General features: G+C 56.9%; 18 protein-coding genes. 17 read left to right on the top strand and 1 reads right to left on the bottom strand.

The features are described from left to right. The first annotated feature begins 165 nt into the window (after positions 1-165). The 13 genes from frr to AC2FIS_RS02780 all read left to right on the top strand — a co-directional run bounded on the left by frr (position 166) and on the right by AC2FIS_RS02780 (position 11,937). Positions 166-729 carry a ribosome recycling factor gene (gene frr, locus AC2FIS_RS02720; RefSeq protein ID WP_058271567.1) on the top strand — a complete coding sequence of 188 codons (564 nt, stop codon included), beginning with the start codon at positions 166-168 and terminating at the stop codon, positions 727-729. 9 nt (positions 730-738) lie between these two features. Then, entirely contained in the window at positions 739-1,470 is a 732-nt protein-coding gene (uppS, locus tag AC2FIS_RS02725; protein ID WP_109311554.1) for an undecaprenyl pyrophosphate synthase, read from the top strand. Beyond that, positions 1,467-2,249 (top strand): phosphatidate cytidylyltransferase, encoded by a 783-nt coding sequence (locus AC2FIS_RS02730; RefSeq protein ID WP_496771871.1) that lies wholly within the window; start codon positions 1,467-1,469, stop codon positions 2,247-2,249. Before uppS ends, AC2FIS_RS02730 begins: the two co-directional genes overlap by 4 nt. Continuing rightward, positions 2,249-3,421 carry a 1-deoxy-D-xylulose-5-phosphate reductoisomerase gene (gene dxr, locus AC2FIS_RS02735; protein ID WP_496771872.1) on the top strand — a complete coding sequence of 391 codons (1,173 nt, stop codon included), beginning with the start codon at positions 2,249-2,251 and terminating at the stop codon, positions 3,419-3,421. Before AC2FIS_RS02730 ends, dxr begins: the two co-directional genes overlap by 1 nt. 4 nt (positions 3,422-3,425) lie before the next feature. After that, positions 3,426-4,778 carry an RIP metalloprotease RseP gene (gene rseP, locus AC2FIS_RS02740; RefSeq protein WP_496771873.1) on the top strand — a complete coding sequence of 451 codons (1,353 nt, stop codon included), beginning with the start codon at positions 3,426-3,428 and terminating at the stop codon, positions 4,776-4,778. 91 nt (positions 4,779-4,869) lie between these two features. Further along, positions 4,870-4,998, top strand: coding sequence for a hypothetical protein (locus AC2FIS_RS02745; RefSeq protein WP_496771874.1), 129 nt, complete (start codon positions 4,870-4,872; stop codon positions 4,996-4,998). A 126-nt stretch (positions 4,999-5,124) separates the two neighbouring features. Further along, positions 5,125-7,485 carry an outer membrane protein assembly factor BamA gene (bamA, locus tag AC2FIS_RS02750; protein ID WP_496771875.1) on the top strand — a complete coding sequence of 787 codons (2,361 nt, stop codon included), beginning with the start codon at positions 5,125-5,127 and terminating at the stop codon, positions 7,483-7,485. 7 nt (positions 7,486-7,492) lie between these two features. After that, positions 7,493-8,077, top strand: coding sequence for an OmpH/Skp family outer membrane protein (locus tag AC2FIS_RS02755; RefSeq protein WP_282151163.1), 585 nt, complete (start codon positions 7,493-7,495; stop codon positions 8,075-8,077). 72 nt (positions 8,078-8,149) lie between these two features. Next, positions 8,150-8,623, top strand: a complete 474-nt coding sequence (fabZ, locus tag AC2FIS_RS02760; protein ID WP_472723733.1) for a 3-hydroxyacyl-ACP dehydratase FabZ — start codon at positions 8,150-8,152, stop codon at positions 8,621-8,623. Beyond that, entirely contained in the window at positions 8,620-9,405 is a 786-nt protein-coding gene (gene lpxA / locus AC2FIS_RS02765; protein WP_496771876.1) for an acyl-ACP--UDP-N-acetylglucosamine O-acyltransferase, read from the top strand. The genes fabZ and lpxA overlap by 4 nt, the downstream gene beginning before the upstream one ends. A gap of 3 nt (positions 9,406-9,408) precedes the next feature. Then, positions 9,409-10,203 (top strand): LpxI family protein, encoded by a 795-nt coding sequence (locus AC2FIS_RS02770; RefSeq protein ID WP_496771877.1) that lies wholly within the window; start codon positions 9,409-9,411, stop codon positions 10,201-10,203. After that, entirely contained in the window at positions 10,203-11,369 is a 1,167-nt protein-coding gene (lpxB, locus tag AC2FIS_RS02775) for a lipid-A-disaccharide synthase (RefSeq protein WP_496771878.1), read from the top strand. The genes AC2FIS_RS02770 and lpxB overlap by 1 nt, the downstream gene beginning before the upstream one ends. 31 nt (positions 11,370-11,400) lie before the next feature. Beyond that, entirely contained in the window at positions 11,401-11,937 is a 537-nt protein-coding gene (locus tag AC2FIS_RS02780; RefSeq protein ID WP_496771879.1) for a hypothetical protein, read from the top strand. A 10-nt stretch (positions 11,938-11,947) separates the two neighbouring features. On the opposite strand, the gene mnmA is transcribed toward AC2FIS_RS02780, so the two are convergent. Continuing rightward, entirely contained in the window at positions 11,948-13,093 is a 1,146-nt protein-coding gene (gene mnmA / locus AC2FIS_RS02785) for a tRNA 2-thiouridine(34) synthase MnmA (protein ID WP_282168343.1), read from the bottom strand. 129 nt (positions 13,094-13,222) lie between these two features. On the opposite strand from mnmA, the gene sciP reads away from it, so the two are divergent. The 4 genes from sciP to recG all read left to right on the top strand — a co-directional run bounded on the left by sciP (position 13,223) and on the right by recG (position 18,653). Further along, positions 13,223-13,516, top strand: coding sequence for a CtrA inhibitor SciP (gene sciP, locus AC2FIS_RS02790; protein ID WP_496772103.1), 294 nt, complete (start codon positions 13,223-13,225; stop codon positions 13,514-13,516). Positions 13,517-13,598: 82 nt separating this feature from the next. Continuing rightward, positions 13,599-14,315, top strand: coding sequence for a response regulator transcription factor CtrA (gene ctrA / locus AC2FIS_RS02795; protein ID WP_113790658.1), 717 nt, complete (start codon positions 13,599-13,601; stop codon positions 14,313-14,315). A gap of 124 nt (positions 14,316-14,439) precedes the next feature. Beyond that, positions 14,440-16,566: an NAD-dependent DNA ligase LigA gene (gene ligA / locus AC2FIS_RS02800; RefSeq protein ID WP_496771880.1), complete on the top strand. Its 2,127-nt coding sequence runs from the start codon at positions 14,440-14,442 to the stop codon at positions 16,564-16,566. Continuing rightward, positions 16,563-18,653 carry an ATP-dependent DNA helicase RecG gene (gene recG / locus AC2FIS_RS02805; protein ID WP_496772104.1) on the top strand — a complete coding sequence of 697 codons (2,091 nt, stop codon included), beginning with the start codon at positions 16,563-16,565 and terminating at the stop codon, positions 18,651-18,653. Before ligA ends, recG begins: the two co-directional genes overlap by 4 nt. Positions 18,654-18,724 lie beyond the last annotated feature (71 nt).

Here is an 18,724-nt window from a genome sequence, read left to right on the forward strand (position 1 = left end):
CGGCCGACATCAATGTTGGCCGGTTCAGTTGCCATTGAAAGAACCCGAAAATACCAGAAACACCTCTGGTCATTGGCTCAATTCCAGATCATCATTGCTATACATCCCAATTGCGATGGACTATGAGCCATGCAAAACAGCACCTGAAGACGGGGAGTGAGCAGCATGTCTGACGATTTTGAACTGGACACCGACGATCTGAAGCGCCGTATGGATGGCGCTATGGGCAACCTTAGAACTGAATTCGCTTCGCTGCGAACGGGCCGTGCGTCGGCGTCAATGCTGGAACCGGTCATGGTTGATGCCTATGGGTCGATGACCCCAATCAATCAAGTCGGTACCGTGAACGTCCCCGAACCGCGTATGGTGACGGTGAATGTTTGGGACAAGGGCCTGGTTGGAAAAGTTGAAAAAGCGATCCGTGAAAGCGGTCTGGGCATCAACCCACAGCTGAACGGCACCATCATCATGCTGCCGATCCCCGAATTGAACGAAGAACGCCGCCGCGAGCTTGGCAAGGTTGCCGGGCAATATGCCGAGCACGCCCGCGTTTCGATCCGTAACGTCCGTCGCGATGGCATGGATCAGATCAAGAAAGCCAAGGCTGACGGCATGTCAGAAGACGATCAGAAGTTCTGGGAAAGTGAAGTCCAGGACCTGACCGACCAGATGATCAAGAACGTAGACGCCGCGCTTGAAACCAAGCAGGCCGAGATCATGCAGGTCTGAGCTCGCATCATGCCTGACACAACTCAACCCTCACCCGCTATCGGGCCACGCCACGTAGCCATCATCATGGATGGGAACGGGCGTTGGGCCCAGGCGCGCAACCGGCCCAGGCTGTTTGGGCATCAGGCCGGTGCCCGGCGGGTACGAGAAGTGGTTGAAGCCTGTCCGGAATTGGGTATCAAGTATCTGACCGTCTTTGCCTTCTCGACCGAGAACTGGAAACGTACCCAGGTGGAAGTCGCCGGTTTGATGAGCCTGTTCCGACGGTACATCATCAAGGAAGCGCGCAACCTGACCAAAGCCGGTGTGCGAGTACGCTTTATCGGCGATCGGGTTCGTCTGGATTCCAAGCTGACGGAACTGATGGACACTTTGGAGGTTGCAACCCAGCACAACGATCTGGTGCACTTGACCATTGCGTTGAATTATGGCGGGCGGGATGAGGTTGCTCGGGCGACCAAACGGCTGGCGCGTGACGTGGCCGAAGGCCATTTGCGCCCTGAGGACGTGGATGAGGAAACTCTGCCCAAGTATCTGGATACGCACGTTCTTCCCGATCCGGATCTGGTGATCCGAACCAGTGGCGAAGCGCGTATATCCAACTTTCTTTTGTGGCAATCCGCCTATTCGGAATACGAATTCATCGACACGCTTTGGCCCGACTTCACCTCCGCCGAACTTGAACGGCTGTGCCGAAACTTTGGAAGCCGTGACCGGCGGTTCGGAGCGGTTCCGGCATGAGCGAGGGCCGATGGTCTGACCTAACCGCCCGTGTTCTGTCTGCCGCGGTGCTTGTGTGCATCGGTTCGGTCGAAGTGTGGCTGGGCGGGCTGTGGTTCGAAGCCTTTATCGCAATCGCCTGCGGATTGATGACCTGGGAACTGGTGCGGATGATCGATCCGAACCGCAATGGTGTCGCGATCCAGTTGGGCATTCTCACCGGTGTTGCGGTCGTGCTCAGCTATCATCTTCCGCCGCTTTATACGCTGCCATTCCTGCTTGCGCCGGCCTTGGTCGGGGCAGGGCAGATCAGTCGATCCAAGGGGATCTACGCGCTTTTCGCTTTCTGGATTGCTGCATCGGGTCTGGGCTTCATCTCAATCCGCGAGAACATGGGGTTCGGCTGGATGGTCTGGCTTATCTCGGTGGTCGTGGCAACGGATGTAGCGGGATACTTTGTCGGCAAAACCTTTGGCGGCCCTAAGTTCTGGCCAAAGGTCAGCCCAAAGAAAACATGGTCGGGCACGGCAGGCGGGTGGGCTGCAGCAGCTGTGGTTGGCACGATCTTTGCTGTACATGCCGGTTTTGGCGTCATGTTTGTGGTGATTTCGGTGCTTGCGTCGATGGCCAGTCAGGCCGGGGACATTGTCGAAAGCGCGACAAAGCGCAAATTTGCGGTCAAGGACAGCTCGAACCTGATACCAGGTCATGGCGGATTTCTGGATCGCTTTGACGGCATGATGGGTGCGGCCTTGTTCGTTTTGATAGCCGGGATTGTCTATTCCCCCGGAGCGATGTGATGCGCAAAATCTCAATCTTCGGCGCGACCGGATCAATTGGGCAGAACACGATTGATCTGATTGATCGCGACCCCACCGCGTATGACGTCGTCGCTCTGACGGGCGGGGCGAATATCGAAAAACTGGCGGAAGATGCCCGGCGTTTGAACGCCGATGTGGCAGTTACGGCCTATGAAGACCGGCTGGATGATCTGCGCACGGCCCTTGCGGGCTCGGGCGTCAAAGTGGCCGCTGGTCAAAATGCGCTGACGGAAGCTGCGGCACGGCCCGCCGATTGGGTTATGTCGGCCATTGTGGGCGCCGCCGGTCTGGAGCCGGGCCTAGAGGTACTCAGGCAAGGCGGCACGCTGGCGTTAGCCAATAAGGAAACGCTGGTCTGCGCCGGCGCGTTGGTACTTGAGACGGCCAAAGCAAACAACGCGCGGCTTTTGCCGGTCGATAGCGAACACTCAGCCGTATTTCAGGCGCTTGTCGGCGAGGATATGGCCGCGGTCGAACGTATCATTATCACAGCAAGTGGCGGCGCCTTTCGCGATTGGCCGTTAAGCAGACTGGCACATGCGACAGTCGAGCAAGCCTCGAGCCACCCGAACTGGGATATGGGGCAGCGGATCACAATCGACAGCGCGTCAATGTTCAACAAAGCGCTTGAGCTGATTGAAACCAAAGAATTCTTCGGCGTGTCCCCGGATCAGATCGAAGTGCTGGTGCACCCGGAATCCATCGTTCACGCCTTAGTCGGGTTCCAGGACGGCGCTGTCATGGCCCATATGGGCGCCCCGGATATGCGCCATGCCATCGGGTACGCTCTCCACTGGCCCGACCGGAAGGATTTGCCGGTCGAACGGTTGGACCTTGGCAAACTTGGGCAGCTTAGGTTCAGTGAACCTGATGAGGCGCGTTATCCCGCGCTGCGCTTGGCGCGTGCCGTGATGGAACGCGGCGGCCTGTCAGGCGCCGTGTTCAACGCCGCCAAAGAACGGGCGTTGGATCGGTTCGTCGCGCGCGAAATCGGTTTCCTTCAGATGGCCGACATAGTCGAGGCCGTTCTGGACAGATTCGAGGCCGCAGGTGGCCTTATTGATGCCCCTTTAACTCTTGATAACGTGCTGCAAACGGACCATTTGGCACGTACATGGGTAGATGACATCGTCATCCAACGAGCAGGATAAAATTTTGGACGTACTTTCTCTGATCCCTCAGTTTGGCAATTTGCTGTACACGATCATTGCCTTTGTCATCGCACTTTCGGTGATCGTCGCGGTGCACGAGTACGGCCATTACATCGTTGGACGCTGGTCCGGTATCCATGCCGAGGTGTTCTCGGTCGGGTTTGGCCCGGTTCTCTGGAGCCGCATCGACAAGCGCGGCACGCGATGGCAGATCGCCGCGCTGCCTTTTGGTGGGTATGTCAAATTCCTGGGCGACGCGAATGCGGCGTCGGGCAAAGACGAAGCTGCGATGGAGGAAATTACCGAGCAAAGTCCGGAGGATCTGCGTCGCACAATGCATGGGGCACCTCTTTGGGCCCGGTCGGCTACGGTTGCCGCAGGTCCGGTTTTTAATTTCATCATGTCGATCCTGGTGTTTGGCTTGATTTTCCTGACCCAGGGCGTGACCAAAGACCCACTGACGGTCGGGACCTTGCACCCTTTGCCCGGCACTGTTCAGCAATTGCAGGACGGTGACGAAATCGTCGCCATTGGCGGTGTCGCAGTGCCCGATTTTGACGAGGCGGGCGCGTGGGCTGACTTTGTTGACGCGTTGCCGGTGGAACCGGTTCTGGATTATACGGTCATCCGCGATGATCAGACCATGGATGTGACCGGTCCCTGGCTGTTTCCGCCCCTGATTCAGCAGGTTACGCCTCGTAGTGCGGCCATGGATATCGACCTTAAGCGTGGTGATGTCATTACGTCGGTCAACGGGGACCCGATCTTTGCATTTGATCAGTTGAAAGAGCATGTCGAAGGGTCCGACGGGAAAGTTCTGTTGCTGAATGTCTGGCGCGACGGGGCAGATCTTGAGTTCGCACTTGCCCCGCGCCGCACGGACGAACCGCAGTCAGAAGGCGGCTTTGTCACACATTGGCGCATCGGTATCGTTGGCGGCATGATGCTGGAACCCGCGACCGAGGCGGCCGGAGTTCTTGAATCCATTTCGGGCGGTGCACGTCAAACTCTGCGCATTATAGACGGGTCGCTGTCCGGTATCTGGCACATGGTTACGGGGGCCATAAGCACCTGCAACATGTCCGGCCCAATTGGTATTGCCGAAACCTCCGGGGCGATGGCCAGCCAAGGTGCGCAAAGCTTCATCTTCTTTATCGCTGTTTTGTCTACGGCTGTCGGGCTGCTGAACCTGTTTCCGATCCCGGCATTGGATGGCGGGCATCTGGTGTTCTACGCCTATGAGGCCGTGGCAGGTAAACCACCAAGCGATGGTGTACTGAAGGTTCTGATGGGGGTAGGGATATCGTTAATCCTGGGTCTGATGGTCTTTTCCGTGTCCAACGATCTGTTCTGCTGATTGTGGCCGCGTGCGCCAACAAAAGCCGCATTTTCGCCCCAATCCGCGCTTAGGTTATCTGCGTCTAATTTTTTTTGTGTCAGAGGCTCAAATGACAAAGACGCTGCGGAAATCTTATCAGAGTTTTGGATTCCTGTTCATGCTGAACTGGGACGTTCTGCTGTTTTTCGGCGCGACCGCGCTGGCGATTGGTGGCTGGGCTGTCGTTGTCAGCATGTGATTCTCACCACAATTTGAATACAACTTGCAGCGGCCCACTGGGTCGCTTTGTGTTTTCGTCTTTTGACAAGGAAACTTAATCTCGCTACTCAACAATAAAGTCCTAAAATTCTGGGTAGAGAAAAAAATGACTGATAGGCGAGGCGCAGGCACATCCTGCGGGGGGCAGAAGCCAACAAACAAGATTTTGTGGCAGACGCTACGTATTTTTTCCTTTGTAATTATAGCTAGCTTAACCTTCTTACCGGAGGTTGCGCGCGCTCAAAGCTACACCATCAATTCGTTCGATGTTGAGGGCAACAGGCGGATCGAAAGTTCGACAATTATTGCCCGGACAGGAATCCAACCCGGCCAGACAGTGACTGCCGGACAGTTGAACGATGCGTTTCAGCGTTTGCTTGACAGTGGTGTTTTTGAGACAGTTGAGCTGACGCCGCGTGGGAGCACGCTGGTGATCGAGGTCGAAGAATATCCGACGATCAACCAGATCAGCATCGAAGGCAATCGTCGCGTAAAAGACGATCTTTTACTTGAGGCCATCAATTCTCAGCCCCGCCGGGTTTTCACACCACAGCTTGCTGAAGCCGACGCAGATCAGATCGCCGAAATCTATTCAGCGCAGGGCCGCGTTTCCGCAACTGTCATCCCGCGCATCATTCGCCGCAGCGACAACCGTGTCGATCTTGTCTTTGAAATCGCCGAAGGCACCACGATCGAGGTCGAGCGTGTCAGTTTCGTCGGCAATCGGGCATACTCGGATCGCCGCTTGCGCCGAATTCTTGAGACAAAACAGGCCAACATTCTGCGTACTTTCCTGCGCGGCGACACGTTTATCGCTGACCGGATCGAGTTCGATAAGCAAGTCATCCGCGACTTTTATCTGTCGCGTGGATACGTGGATTTCCGCGTGAACAGCGCAAACGTCGAATTCACCCGCGAACGTGACGCGTTCTTCCTGGTGATGAACATCACCGAGGGGCAGAAGTTCTCGTTCGGTAAGATTTCGACCGTCAGTGAAATCCCCGGGGTGGATCCCGCCGCATATCAAGCGGCGTTGAAAATCCGTCCGGGTGTGACCTATTCCCCGTCTCTGATTGAAAGCTCGATCGCGCGTCAGGAACGGTTGGGTTTGAAACAGGGTGTTGATTTCCTGCGGGTCGAACCGCGGGTCACACGTAACCCCCGCGATCTGACGCTGGACGTTCAGTTTGTTCTGACCAGAGGTCCGCGGATCTTTGTTGAACGTATCGACATCGAAGGCAACACAACGACATTGGACCGCGTGATCCGTCGCCAGTTCGATACGGTCGAAGGTGATCCGTTCAACCCGCGCGAAATCCGCCAGAGTGCTGAACGTATCCGTGCCCTTGGGTTCTTTGCCGTGGCAGATGTTGAGCCGCGCGAAGGGTCCACGCCCAGCCAGGTGATTGTGGATGTGGACGTCGAAGAACAGCCCACCGGCTCGCTGAGCCTCGGTGGTAGTTACTCGATTTCCGACGGTTTCGGGATTGCAATTGGCCTGAATGAATCCAACTTCCTGGGTCGCGGTCAAAACCTTGGCTTGACCCTTTCGACGGCGCAGGATTCCGAGCAATACATCATTAACTTCACCGAACCATATTTGCTGGGTCGCCGGTTGCAGTTTGATCTTGGTCTTGGCCTTGCATCGACGAATTCGAGCTTTGCAAGCTACGATACCAAGCGCGTTTTCTTCGAGCCGCAGCTGAGCTACGCAATCAGCGAGTTGTCTTCGCTCCGTCTCCGTTATGGTTGGAACCGCAGCGAGATGACGCAGCAAGATGATGAAGCGAACGGTGCTGTTATCGCTTCGGAGATTGAGCAGGGTAAGCGGACATCCAGCACGCTGGGTGTATCCTACCTCTATGATAGCCGACGCGGTGGTCTCAACCCGAATGCGGGCGTTTTGTTTGAGGTGGGCGTTGATGCAGCCGGTCTTGGCGGCGACAACGAGTTCTACAAGACCACAGCGCGCGGCATCGCGCAGACACGTGTCCTGAACGAGGAAGTTGTTCTGCGGGCATCGATGGAAGTGGGTGCACTGCATTGGCAGGGCGACGACTTCAGCCGTGTGCTCGACCGCTTCTTGATTGGTCCGAACACGTTCCGTGGCTTTGAACCTGCGGGTCTGGGTCCGCGAGACCTGTCGAACGGCCAGGACGATGCGATCGGTGGTAACTACTACTGGGTTGCCCGCTTTGAATCAGACTTCCCGCTTGGCCTGCCCGAAGAACTGGGGCTGCGCGGCGGTGTGTTCTACGATGTTGGTAACGTCTACAACATCAACAACGTGAACACTGCTGGTGCCGACATCGTGGGCGCGGACGGGTCTGTCCGCCATGTGATCGGTGTATCGGTTCTGTGGGAAACACCTTTTGGGCCGCTGCGGTTCAACTTCTCGAAAGCCTTGAAGAAAGAAGATTTCGACAAGGAGCAGAACTTTGACCTGACCGTTCAGGCACGGTTCTGATCGCCAGATGTTGAAGCGGATATGTAATGAAGTGCAGGGCCCAATTCGGGCCCTGTGCGTTTTTCTGGTGCTGGCCTGCGTGTCGACCGCTCAGGCGCAGCAACTAGGCGTTCCTCAGGCGAATGTTCTGACACTGTCCAGCGACCGGTTGTTTTCCGAGTCGCAATTCGGTCGCCGCGTCATGCGCGAGATCGAAATCGAAGGCACATTGCTGGCTGACGAGAATGAACGGATCGTCGCTGAGCTGAGCAAGGAAGAAAAAGACCTGACCGAAAAGCGCGCAGAACTGCCAACCGAGGAGTTTCGCCCTCTGGCCGAGGCCTTCGACAATAAGGTTCAGTCGCACCGCGAAAGTCAGCGCGCCAAACTGGACGCGCTTGCGCGCCAAAGCGAGGAAGCGCGCCAGACTTTTCTGGTTCTTGTGCAACCGATCCTGATCGAGTTGTTGCGCGAATCCGGGGCATCGGTGGTTATCGAGCGGTCCAATGTCTTTCTCAGCTCGGACCGAACCGATGTGACGGACACGGCGATTGCGCGGATCAATGAACAGATTGGCGATGGCAGCCAACTTGAAGACGAAAGCAAAGAATAGGTTTGCTTGCCCTTAAGGCGCGGTGTTGCTAACCACGCGTCAAAGAGAAATCCAGAACGGGACGACTGCACTATGACCACGGAAACCAAAAGCGCAGACATTCAGCTGATCCAGCGGATATTGCCTCACCGCTATCCGTTTCTGCTGGTCGACAAGGTCGTCGATATCTCGGGCTTTCAATCGGCTGTTGGCATCAAGAACGTCACCATGAACGAGCCGCATTTCCAAGGGCATTTTCCGGGAACCCCGATCATGCCGGGCGTGACCATTGTCGAGGCGATGGCACAAACCGCAGGGGTCATGCTGGGCGTGGGCATGGATGTGATCGACAGCGAGCTGCTGATCTATTTCATGAACATCGACAAATGCAAATTCCGTCGCAAGGTGATCCCGGGCGACGTGCTTGAGATGCATGTCGAAACGGTTCGCGGTAAAAAGGGTGGCAAGATTTTCAAATTTGCCGGTCGCGCCACGGTCGAAGGAGAGGTCGCGGCCGAGGCCGAGTTTTCGGCCTATGTCGACTGGGATATGGAAAAGACCACATGAGCGGCATCCATCCAAGCGCAATCATCGAAGACGGCGCGCAGATTGGTGAAGGCTGCGTCGTAGGTCCGTTTTGCTATGTGGGTCCCCAAGTCAAGTTGGCCGATCGGGTTGAGCTGAAGTCGCATGTTGTCGTGACCGGCGATACTTCGGTTGGTGAAGAGACCGTGATCTTCAACTTTTCGGTCATTGGAGAGATCCCGCAGGATTTGAAGTTCGGCGGAGAAAACACGAGTCTTGAGATCGGTAAACGTAACCGTATTCGTGAACACGTCACCGTAAACACCGGGACCGATGGCGGCGGCGGTGTCACGCGGATCGGCGATGATTGTCTGCTAATGGCAGGCGTTCACGTTGCCCACGATGTTCAAATCGGAAATCGTGTCATCATGGTCAACCATGCCGGCGCAGCGGGTCATTGCATCATTGAGGATGACGTGATTGTCGGTGGTATCTCTGGATTGCACCAGTGGGTCCGCGTCGGGCGTGGCGCGATTATTGGCGCTTTGACCATGGTTCCGAATGACGTGATCCCATATGGCCTGGTTCAGGCGCCGCGTGGCGAACTTGATGGTCTAAACCTCGTCGGCCTCAAACGGCGCGGTGTCTCACGCGAGGATATTGCCGCATTGCGGGCGGCCTTCCGCGAATTGTCCACGGGCGATGGTACGTTCATGGAGCGGGCACATCGGGTCGGCGCAGATAACGAAAGCGAATACGTTCAGCGGATCGTCGATTTTGTCACCGGACATTCGGATCGGTCTTTCCTTACACCGGGGAAATAAATCATGCTGGCGCTGATTGCGGGAACAGGCGTTTTGCCGGGTGAAGTGGTCGCGCAACTGTCCGACCGCCCGGTGGTCTGTGCGATGGAGGGGTTCCGTCCTGACACTCTGACCCCGGATGTCGAGTTTCCCCTGGAACAGGTTGGAACCTTTCTCGCCGACATCAAGGCGCGGGGCGTAACCCAGATTTGCATGGCAGGTGCCGTAGGCCGACCGCCCATTAATCCTGCAAGGATCGATGCTGCAACAATGCCTTTGGTCCCAATCCTGCAACAAGCCATCATGTCCGGCGATGATGCGGCGCTGCGCGCGGTCATCAGCATTTTTGAGGATGCAGGTCTGGAGGTTAAGGCAGCCCACGAAATCGCGCCGAACCTTCTTCCAAAACTGGGATGTCTGACGCAGTCACAACCGTCCGAGGCTGATTTGGCTGATGCCGATCGCGCCTCGGGGGTCGTGCGGGCGATGGGTGCTGCGGATGTGGGGCAGGCCTGCGTGGTTTCAAAACGGCAGGCGCTGGCAATTGAGGGCATCTTCGGCACGGCATGGATGTTGCAGTCTCTGACTCAGCGCCCCGATGCGGGCGGCGGCATTCTGTTCAAAGCACCAAAACCGGATCAGGACACGCGCGCTGATTTGCCTGCGATTGGGCCGGATACTGTGTCTGGTGCAGTTGCGGCGGGGCTGTCGGGAATTGTGATCGAAAAGGGCGGTGTTCTTGTACTTGAGAAAGACCGTGTGATTGCGGAATGTGATCGGCTTGGCCTGTTCCTGTACGTTCGCGAGCGGACGAACTGATGCGGGTTTTCGTTGTCGCCGGTGAACCTTCGGGGGACCGGCTTGGCGGCGCGCTGATGGAAGGCCTGCAGTCTCTGGTTCCCGAGGTTGAATTCCAGGGCGTCGGCGGTCCATTGATGCAGGCGCAGGGGTTGGACAGCCTTTTTCCCATGTCCGAATTGTCGGTCATGGGACTGGTTGAGGTTCTCCCCAAGTTCTTTCACCTCAAACGCCGGATTTCTGAGACAGCGGAGGCTGTTCTGGATAGCAATCCAGACGTTCTGATCACCATCGACAGTCCCGATTTCTCATTGCGGGTTGCCAAGCTGGTCAAAGCGCAAAGTACTATTCGCACAGTTCATTATGTTGCCCCCAGCGTCTGGGCCTGGCGTCCGGGGCGTGCGGACAAGATGGCCAAGGTCATCGATCATGTGCTGGCCCTGTTGCCGTTCGAGCCGCCCTATATGCAACGCGCGGGGATGGAATGTGACTTTGTCGGGCATCCGGTTGTCAGCGAACTAGTGGCGACCAAACAAGACATTCAGGCTTTTCGCGAGGCGTACGGCCTAGGCCAAGCGCCCATCGTTCTGGCCTTGCCCGGTTCGCGGCGGGGTGAGGTTGATCGTCTGGCTCCGGTCTTTGGTCAGGCGTTAAGCCTGTTTCTGAAACAGCGCCCTGACACGCGCGTTGTCGTGCCGGCTGTGGCCCATATGGTTGATGCGGTCACCGAACATGTTCAGGACTGGCCAGGGTCGCCCGTCGTAGTTGATCCGCGGGACTTGCCCTCGGACCAGGCTCAGGCGCAGAAAAGGGCGGCCTTTGCTGCGGCCGACCTTGCGTTGGCGGCGTCTGGGACAGTTTCATTGGAACTGGCGGCACAGGCCACGCCAATGGTGATAGCCTACAATCTGAACTGGCTGACGACACTGATCGCAAAGCGCATGGTGAATTTGGACACAGCGACGCTTGTCAATCTGGTGTCTGAAACGCGCGCGGTTCCTGAATGCCTGCTGGATGATTGCGAGCCAGATAGGATCGCCTCGGCACTCTCAGACGTGGCCGCCGGTCCGGATGCGCAGCGCAGCGCGATGGACGTGACCATGGTCCGTCTGGGGCGGGGTGGTGAAGCGCCGGGTCTGCGCGCCGCCCGAGCGGTTTTGAACAGGCTGCCCAATCGCCATGATTGAACACATCCTGTTCGCATTTTCCGCTGCGATCGTGACCATATCAACTAACCTGGACAATCTGGTCATCCTGTTTGGCCTGATCATGGTGATGGAGACACGCCGGGCCGTCTTTGGCTTTGCCGCGGCGCAAATGATAATTCTGAGCCTGTCGCTTGTGATTGCCAGCGGGTTGGATCACAGCCGATTTCTGAACTGGGTCGGTTATCTTGGGATTATCCCGTTATCTCTGGGCCTTTATGGCATACGGCAACAACGGAAAGGGTCGGGCGGGCGTCAACTGCCCGATACTGGGGCCATCACCTCGGTCGTCGCGCTGTTTTTGACGCTATCGATTGATACGCTTGCGGCTATGACTCCGCTGTTCGCGGATTCGACGCCAGCGTTTCGTTTGACGGCCTTAATCGGGGCCGGATGTGCACTGGCAACGCTGATCGGAATTGCAAGTTGGGGCGCACCACGCGCACAGGTTTTAGGGCCGCGTTTTGCCCGCCTTGACAGGATTGCACCTTACATCATGGTGGCAGTCGGACTGTATATTCTGGTGAACAGCCCGACCGACGTCTTGTGATCCGGACGCCTCAGTAACCGCGCCAGATCCAGCCGCCGCCGTAAATGCGACTGCTTTCATTGGAATAGAACACACAGGCCTGACCGGGCGAAATGCCTTCCTCGGGTGTCAGCAATTCGACTTCGGCAGTCGTTTCCGACAAAGGTCGGACAATCGCCTCACGCGGCGGTCGGGTCGACCGCACCTTGACCGACAGATGCCATTCGTCGCGCGACGTAAAAGGCTCATCCCCTAGCCAGTTGATCTCGCGTACCGGAACGGTCCGGGTCGCCAGCAGCTCTTTCGGGCCAACCACAACCTGCTTTTTGTCTACGTCCAGCTTCACCACATACAAAGGCTCGCTCAGCCCGCCTATACCCAGACCGCGGCGCTGGCCGATAGTGTAGTGGATGACGCCATTGTGCTGCGCAAGCACCCGACCGTCGGAATGAACGATCTCACCTGGTTCCGCCGCACCGGGGCGCAACTTTTCGATCACGCTGGCATAGTTCCCATCGGGCACAAAGCAGATGTCCTGACTGTCGGGCTTGTCCGCCACCGACAGACCATATTGCGCGGCCATTTCTCGGGTCGCATCCTTCGAGGGCAGGTGGCCCAGAGGGAATCGGAGAAAGTCCAATTGTTCGGGCGTGGTCGAAAACAGGAAATATGATTGATCCCGGTTCGCATCCTCGGCGCTGTGCAGTTCTGGCCCGTTCGCGCCCATCTTGCGCTGGATATAGTGACCAGTGGCCATGCAGTCGGCTTCAAGGTCCTTGGCGGTTTCCAAAAGGTCCTTGAACTTCACACGCTCATTGCATCGGATACACGGGACCGGAGTCGCCCCGGCTAGATAGCTGTCGGCGAATTCGTCGATCACAGCATCTTTGAAGATGTTCTCGTAATCCAGAACGTAATGCGGAAAGCCGCGTTCCTCGGCCACACGCCGCGCGTCATGGATATCAATCCCCGCGCAGCACGCGCCTTTCTTGGCCAAGGCCGCGCCGTGGTCATACAGCTGCAGCGTCACGCCAACCACGTCATAGCCCTGATCGGCCAGATAAGCGGCAACAACTGAGCTGTCGACGCCGCCGGACATGGCAACAACCACCCGCGTCTCTGACGGGGGTTTGGCAAAGCCAAGCGAGTTCAGCGGTGTCTCGGTATCGAGGGCCATGGCGATTCCAGTGTGGGTTAAGAAAGACCGGCAGAATATAGGAAAATTCTACACACTCTCAAGGGGCGGTTTCACGCGGCATTAAGTAGGCTGTTGTCAGCTTTGTCGCAGCTGAAAGAGGTTCAAGAGATGTATTTGCACAAAGTCGAAGGGCCAAGGTCCGTAACCCTGCCGGATGGAACGGTTTTATCGCGTAACGATCTGCCACCTGCAGAGACGACCAGATGGGTCGCTTCTCGAAAGGTCATTGTGGTGCGCGGCGTTCTATACGGGCTGATTTCGTTGTCGGAGGCCAAAAAACGCTATGGGCTAAGCGATGAAGAATTCAATTCCTGGGTATCTGCGGTGGCTGAACACGGCGCGGATGCTCTGAAAGTCACTGCATTAAAAAAATATCGACAACCTAAGGATGAGTATGAATAAATGATTCAACGGTAACGTCAGGTTAACCATTTTTGATCAGTCTCAATTTCAATTGGTAATTTGACCTTAATTGGAGCAGTAAATGCGTATACTTCTTGTCGAGGATGATCCGACCACATCGAAAAGCATTGAGCTGATGCTGACGCACGCCAATCTTAACGTCTATGCGACGGATCTGGGCGAGGAAGGCATCGATCTGGCCAAACTGTACGATTATGACCTGATCCTTTTGGACCTGAACCTGCCGGACATGAACGGTCACGAAGTATTGCGTCAGCTGCGCATTGCGCGTGTTGAAACTCCCATCCTGATCCTGTCGGGCGCGGACGATACCGAAAGCAAAATCAAGGGCTTTGGTTTTGGCGCAGACGACTACATGACCAAACCCTTCCACCGAGAAGAACTGGTTGCCCGAATTCACGCAATCATTCGCCGGTCAAAAGGGCATTCCCAGTCCATCATTCATACGGGCCGGGTCGCGGTGAACCTGGATGCCAAAACCGTTGAGGTTGAAGGCAAGGCCGTTCATTTGACCGGCAAGGAATACCAAATGCTTGAACTGCTAAGCCTCCGCAAAGGCACCACGCTAACCAAAGAGATGTTCCTGAACCATCTCTACGGCGGTATGGACGAGCCTGAGCTGAAAATTATCGACGTTTTCATCTGTAAACTGCGCAAAAAGCTCAGCAATGCGACCGGTGGCGAGAACTATATCGAAACCGTCTGGGGCAGGGGTTACGTGCTGCGCGATCCCCAAAGCAACAGTCTGGACGAACGTCGGATCGCCGTTGGTGCCTGACTTCAAATGAAATCTGGTCGCCGTAGGTTCAGGGCGACCCCCTCACTCATGGAACAGCACATCTGGACCTAGCCATGGCCTCGCCCTATCACTGGGTTCAAAGACTAAGTGACAGGGCGAGGCCATGAGCGATTCAATTGCGGTAACAGAGCTGACGGAAGATCAAGCACGTGCCGAGCTGGCGCGGCTTGCGGAATTGATTGCGCGGGCCAACACGCTGTATCACGCTGAGGACGCCCCCGAGATCTCGGACGCGGACTACGATGCGCTAAAGAGGCGAAACGCGGACATCGAGGCGCATTTCCCTAAGTTGAAACGGCCCGACAGCCCCACAGATCAAGTGGGCGCAAGACCGGCGGAGGGATTTTCAAAACTCGTACACGCTGTCAGAATGATGTCCCTGGGCAATGCGTTCAACGATGAGGACGTTTCGGATTTTGACAGGTCAATCCGCAAATATCTGGGATTGGGCGACTCGGCGGAGCTGGCTTTTACTGCTGAACCCAAGATTGACGGTCTGTCCCTATCGCTAAGGTATGAACAGGGGAAGCTCGTGCAGGCGGCGACCCGCGGCGATGGCGAGATTGGTGAAAACGTGACTGCGAACGCGCGGACGATCTCGGACATTCCGCACAGCGTCGAAAACGCTCCGGAGGTTCTGGAGGTGCGCGGTGAAGTTTACATGTCGCATGAAGACTTCGACAAGCTGAACGCGCGACAGACAGAACTGGGCGAAAAGGTATTTTCAAATCCACGAAACGCTGCCGCAGGGTCGTTGAGGCAGCTTGACGCGAAAATCACACGCTCCCGTCCGCTGCGGTTTTTCGCCTATGCATGGGGTGAGTTGTCAGCTCCCTTGGCCGATACACAAATGGGTGCCATTGAACGGTTGGCGAAATTCGGTTTCTCAACCAACCCACTGACAGCGTTGTGCGAAACGACAGATCAGATGATTGAACACTACCGCAGCATCGAAGCGCAACGCGCCACGCTTGGTTATGATATCGATGGCGTTGTCTACAAGGTGAACGACTTGGCGCTGCAGGCCCGGTTGGGGTTCAGATCCACGACCCCCAGATGGGCCATCGCGCATAAGTTTCCCGCTGAACTGGCATGGACAAGGCTGGAGGCAATCGACATTCAGGTGGGTCGCACGGGTGCGCTCAGCCCGGTTGCCCGGCTGCACCCGGTAACTGTTGGTGGCGTCGTCGTGTCCAATGCCACGCTGCATAACGAGGACTATGTCGCTGGTCGCGACGCAAAGGGCGGCACGATCCGGGATGGGAAAGATATTAGGGTCGGCGATTGGGTGCAGGTTTATCGCGCGGGCGACGTGATTCCAAAAGTGGCGGATGTCGATGTTTCGAAACGTCCAGATGACGCGCAACCTTATGATTTTCCCACAACCTGCCCGGAATGCGGCAGTGATGCGGTTCGGGAAGAAGGCGATGCCGTCAGACGCTGCACCGGTGGGATTATTTGCCCAGCGCAGGCCGTTGAAAAACTGAAACATTTCGTATCTCGGAAAGCGTTCGATATCGAAGGGTTGGGTGCGAAGCAGATTGAAATGTTCTATGATGACCCGGACTTACCGATCCGAACTCCGGTGGACATCTTCACGCTGCAGAGCAGAGATGCGGCCAATCTAAACAAGCTCGCCAACCGCAAGGGCTGGGGCGCGCAAAGTGCCGGGAACCTTTGGGCTGCAATTGATGAAAAACGCCAAATCCCATTCGGACGCCTTCTTTTTGCATTGGGCATTCGACATGTCGGGGAGGCCGCATCGAATCTGATCGCGAACCACTATGGCGCCTGGACAGAATTTGAGCACGCCGTAACCGCAGCTGCTGATTTCGAAGGCCCTGAGTGGGACGAGCTTTTGGGCATAGATGGCGTAGGTGATGTCATGGCGCGCGCGTTGGTTTCTGCGTTTGCTCAGGACGCAGAACGCGCCAGCATCGACGCTTTGGTCGCGCAATTGGACGTGCAGGACGCCAAACGACCCGACACATCGGGCAGTCCGGTGGCTGGCAAGACGGTTGTCTTTACAGGGTCACTTGAAAAGATGACCCGCGCCGAGGCCAAAGCCCGCGCCGAAGCCCTGGGGGCCAAGGTCTCTGGTTCTGTCAGCAAGAAGACCGATTTGCTGGTGGCAGGCCCGGGCGCGGGATCCAAGGCCAAGAAGGCAGCAGAACTTGGTATCGAGACGCTGGACGAAGATGAATGGCTGCACCTGATCGGCACCGCATGAGCGGCCGCCCTGAAATCCTGTTTCCCCTTTTCGCGGGGCTCGAGACTCTGGAGGGCGTTGGCCCCAAGACTGCGCAGACAATGGTGCAGGCGGGGATCGAGTCGCCGCGTGATGTGCTGTTCGGCTTGCCCTACGCTGTCGTGGACCGCAGGCGGCGCGATACAATCCAGGGGGCTGATCTGCCAACGACATTGACGGTTGAGGTCACGGTCGGCACCCACCGACCGTCGCGAAGCAAGGGCGGGGCCTACCGCGTTCATGTCGAAGACACGCAGACCGAGTTTCAGTTGGTCTTTTTCCACGCGCGCGGCGACTATTTGAAAAAAGTTTTACCGCAAGGCAGCCGTCGTGTGATCTCTGGCAAGCTCGAACTGTTCGATGGCATGGCGCAGATGGTCCATCCAGATCACATGCTGCCCGTGGAAAGCGCGAATGACATACCAGAATTCGAGCCGGTTTATCACCTGACACAGGGCATCACCCAAAAAACGGCGTACAAGGCAGCACGTAGCGCATTGACCCGCGCACCAAAGCTGGCTGAGTGGATTGACCCTGCGCAAGTGTCAAAACAGGGCTGGGCGGATTGGGCCACGGCTGTATCCGCGGCGCACAATCCACAGGGGGCGGATGATGTGGCCGCGCATGCGCCAGCCCGGGAACGCCTTGCCTATGATGAGCTTTTTGCCCATCAGGTGACGCTGGCTCTGGCGCGACAACGCGAGCGAAAGGCCCGGGGCATCGTGAGCGTCGGCACTGGTGCTCTGCAAGCTAAAGTTCTTGCTAATCTGCCTTACAAACCCACCGGGGCCCAGGCGCGGGCGATCAAGGAAATAACCGCCGACATGGGCTCGGACGCACGGATGAACCGATTGCTGCAAGGCGATGTGGGCGCAGGGAAGACCTTGGTCGCCTTCATGGCACTTCTGGTCGCGGTCGAGGCTGGTGGACAGGGTGTCATGATGGCGCCGACCGAGATTCTGGCCAGGCAGCATTTGGAAGGCCTGCGCCCGCTTGCCGAAGAGGCCGGAGTCGTTCTGGAAATCCTGACGGGACGGGACAAGGGCGCCGAACGGCGTGCAAAGTTGGCCGCCCTAAAACAGGGCGATATTCACATCCTTGTCGGCACCCACGCAGTGTTTCAAAGCGATGTGGAGTTCCACGCCCTGCGACTTGCCATTGTGGACGAACAGCACCGGTTTGGGGTCCGACAAAGGATGGAGCTGTCCGAAAAAGGGCAGGGCGCGGATGTTCTGGTGATGACCGCGACACCGATTCCGCGCAGCCTGGCTTTGGCGCAATATGGGGACATGGACGTCTCTGTTCTGGATGAAAAACCACCGGGGCGGAAACCGATCAAAACGGCGATTATCAGCACCGAGCGTATGGATGACGTCGTGGCGCATTTGCGTCGGGCTATCGATGAAGGACGTCAGTGCTATTGGGTCTGTCCGCTGGTCGATGAATCCGAAGTCTCGGACCTGACGGCAGCGGAAGAGCGGTTCAAACGGCTGCGTGCCATACTGGGCGAGGGTATTGTCGGCCTGGTCCATGGCCAGATGCCCGCGTCCGACAAGGATGCCGCAATGGCCGCGTTTCAAGAGGGCCGAACAAAAGTACTTGTTGCCACGACTGTAATCGAGGTTGGCGTGAATGTTCCGAACGCCTCGATCATGGTGATCGAACGGGCTGAGATATTCGGGTTGGCTCAACTACACCAGCTGCGCGGCCGCGTGGGACGGGGTGAGGCGGACTCGACCTGCTTGTTGATGTATCAACCCCCGCTCAGTGAAGGTGGGCGCAAACGGCTGGAAGTTCTGCGTGAGACCGAAGACGGGTTCCGGATATCAGAGACTGACCTGCAGATGCGCGGCGCAGGTGACCTGATCGGTACGGCCCAATCCGGGTTGCCTAAATTCCGGATTGCGGACCTGGAACGCCAGGCCGGATTGATGGCTGTAGCACAGACGGACGCACGCAATTTGCTTAGCAAAGACCCGACCTTGGCCACGGAACGTGGGCAGGCGGTGCGTGTTCTACTTTGGCTTATGAAACAGGATCAGGCAATCCGTTTAATTTCAGTGGGTTAGTAATTTTGTTCTATAAAGTTCACAAATGTTCTCAAAAAGTTCTTTACTGACTCGACGAAATATGAGAACAA

It is taken from the genome of Ruegeria sp. CDSB113 (assembly GCF_059611045.1).

Excerpts from the sequence above, each read along its gene's own strand:
- frr (WP_058271567.1), top strand. The coding sequence starts at position 166 with ATGTCTGACGATTTTGAACTGGACACCGACGATCTGAAGCGCCGTATG.
- uppS (WP_109311554.1), top strand. The coding sequence starts at position 739 with ATGCCTGACACAACTCAACCCTCACCCGCTATCGGGCCACGCCACGTA.
- AC2FIS_RS02730 (WP_496771871.1), top strand. The coding sequence starts at position 1,467 with ATGAGCGAGGGCCGATGGTCTGACCTAACCGCCCGTGTTCTGTCTGCC.
- dxr (WP_496771872.1), top strand. The coding sequence starts at position 2,249 with ATGCGCAAAATCTCAATCTTCGGCGCGACCGGATCAATTGGGCAGAAC.
- AC2FIS_RS02745 (WP_496771874.1), top strand. The coding sequence starts at position 4,870 with ATGACAAAGACGCTGCGGAAATCTTATCAGAGTTTTGGATTCCTGTTC.
- bamA (WP_496771875.1), top strand. The coding sequence starts at position 5,125 with ATGACTGATAGGCGAGGCGCAGGCACATCCTGCGGGGGGCAGAAGCCA.
- AC2FIS_RS02755 (WP_282151163.1), top strand. The coding sequence starts at position 7,493 with ATGTTGAAGCGGATATGTAATGAAGTGCAGGGCCCAATTCGGGCCCTG.
- fabZ (WP_472723733.1), top strand. The coding sequence starts at position 8,150 with ATGACCACGGAAACCAAAAGCGCAGACATTCAGCTGATCCAGCGGATA.
- lpxA (WP_496771876.1), top strand. The coding sequence starts at position 8,620 with ATGAGCGGCATCCATCCAAGCGCAATCATCGAAGACGGCGCGCAGATT.
- AC2FIS_RS02770 (WP_496771877.1), top strand. The coding sequence starts at position 9,409 with ATGCTGGCGCTGATTGCGGGAACAGGCGTTTTGCCGGGTGAAGTGGTC.
- lpxB (WP_496771878.1), top strand. The coding sequence starts at position 10,203 with ATGCGGGTTTTCGTTGTCGCCGGTGAACCTTCGGGGGACCGGCTTGGC.
- mnmA (WP_282168343.1), bottom strand. The coding sequence starts at position 13,093 with ATGGCCCTCGATACCGAGACACCGCTGAACTCGCTTGGCTTTGCCAAA.
- sciP (WP_496772103.1), top strand. The coding sequence starts at position 13,223 with ATGTATTTGCACAAAGTCGAAGGGCCAAGGTCCGTAACCCTGCCGGAT.
- ctrA (WP_113790658.1), top strand. The coding sequence starts at position 13,599 with ATGCGTATACTTCTTGTCGAGGATGATCCGACCACATCGAAAAGCATT.
- ligA (WP_496771880.1), top strand. The coding sequence starts at position 14,440 with ATGAGCGATTCAATTGCGGTAACAGAGCTGACGGAAGATCAAGCACGT.
- recG (WP_496772104.1), top strand. The coding sequence starts at position 16,563 with ATGAGCGGCCGCCCTGAAATCCTGTTTCCCCTTTTCGCGGGGCTCGAG.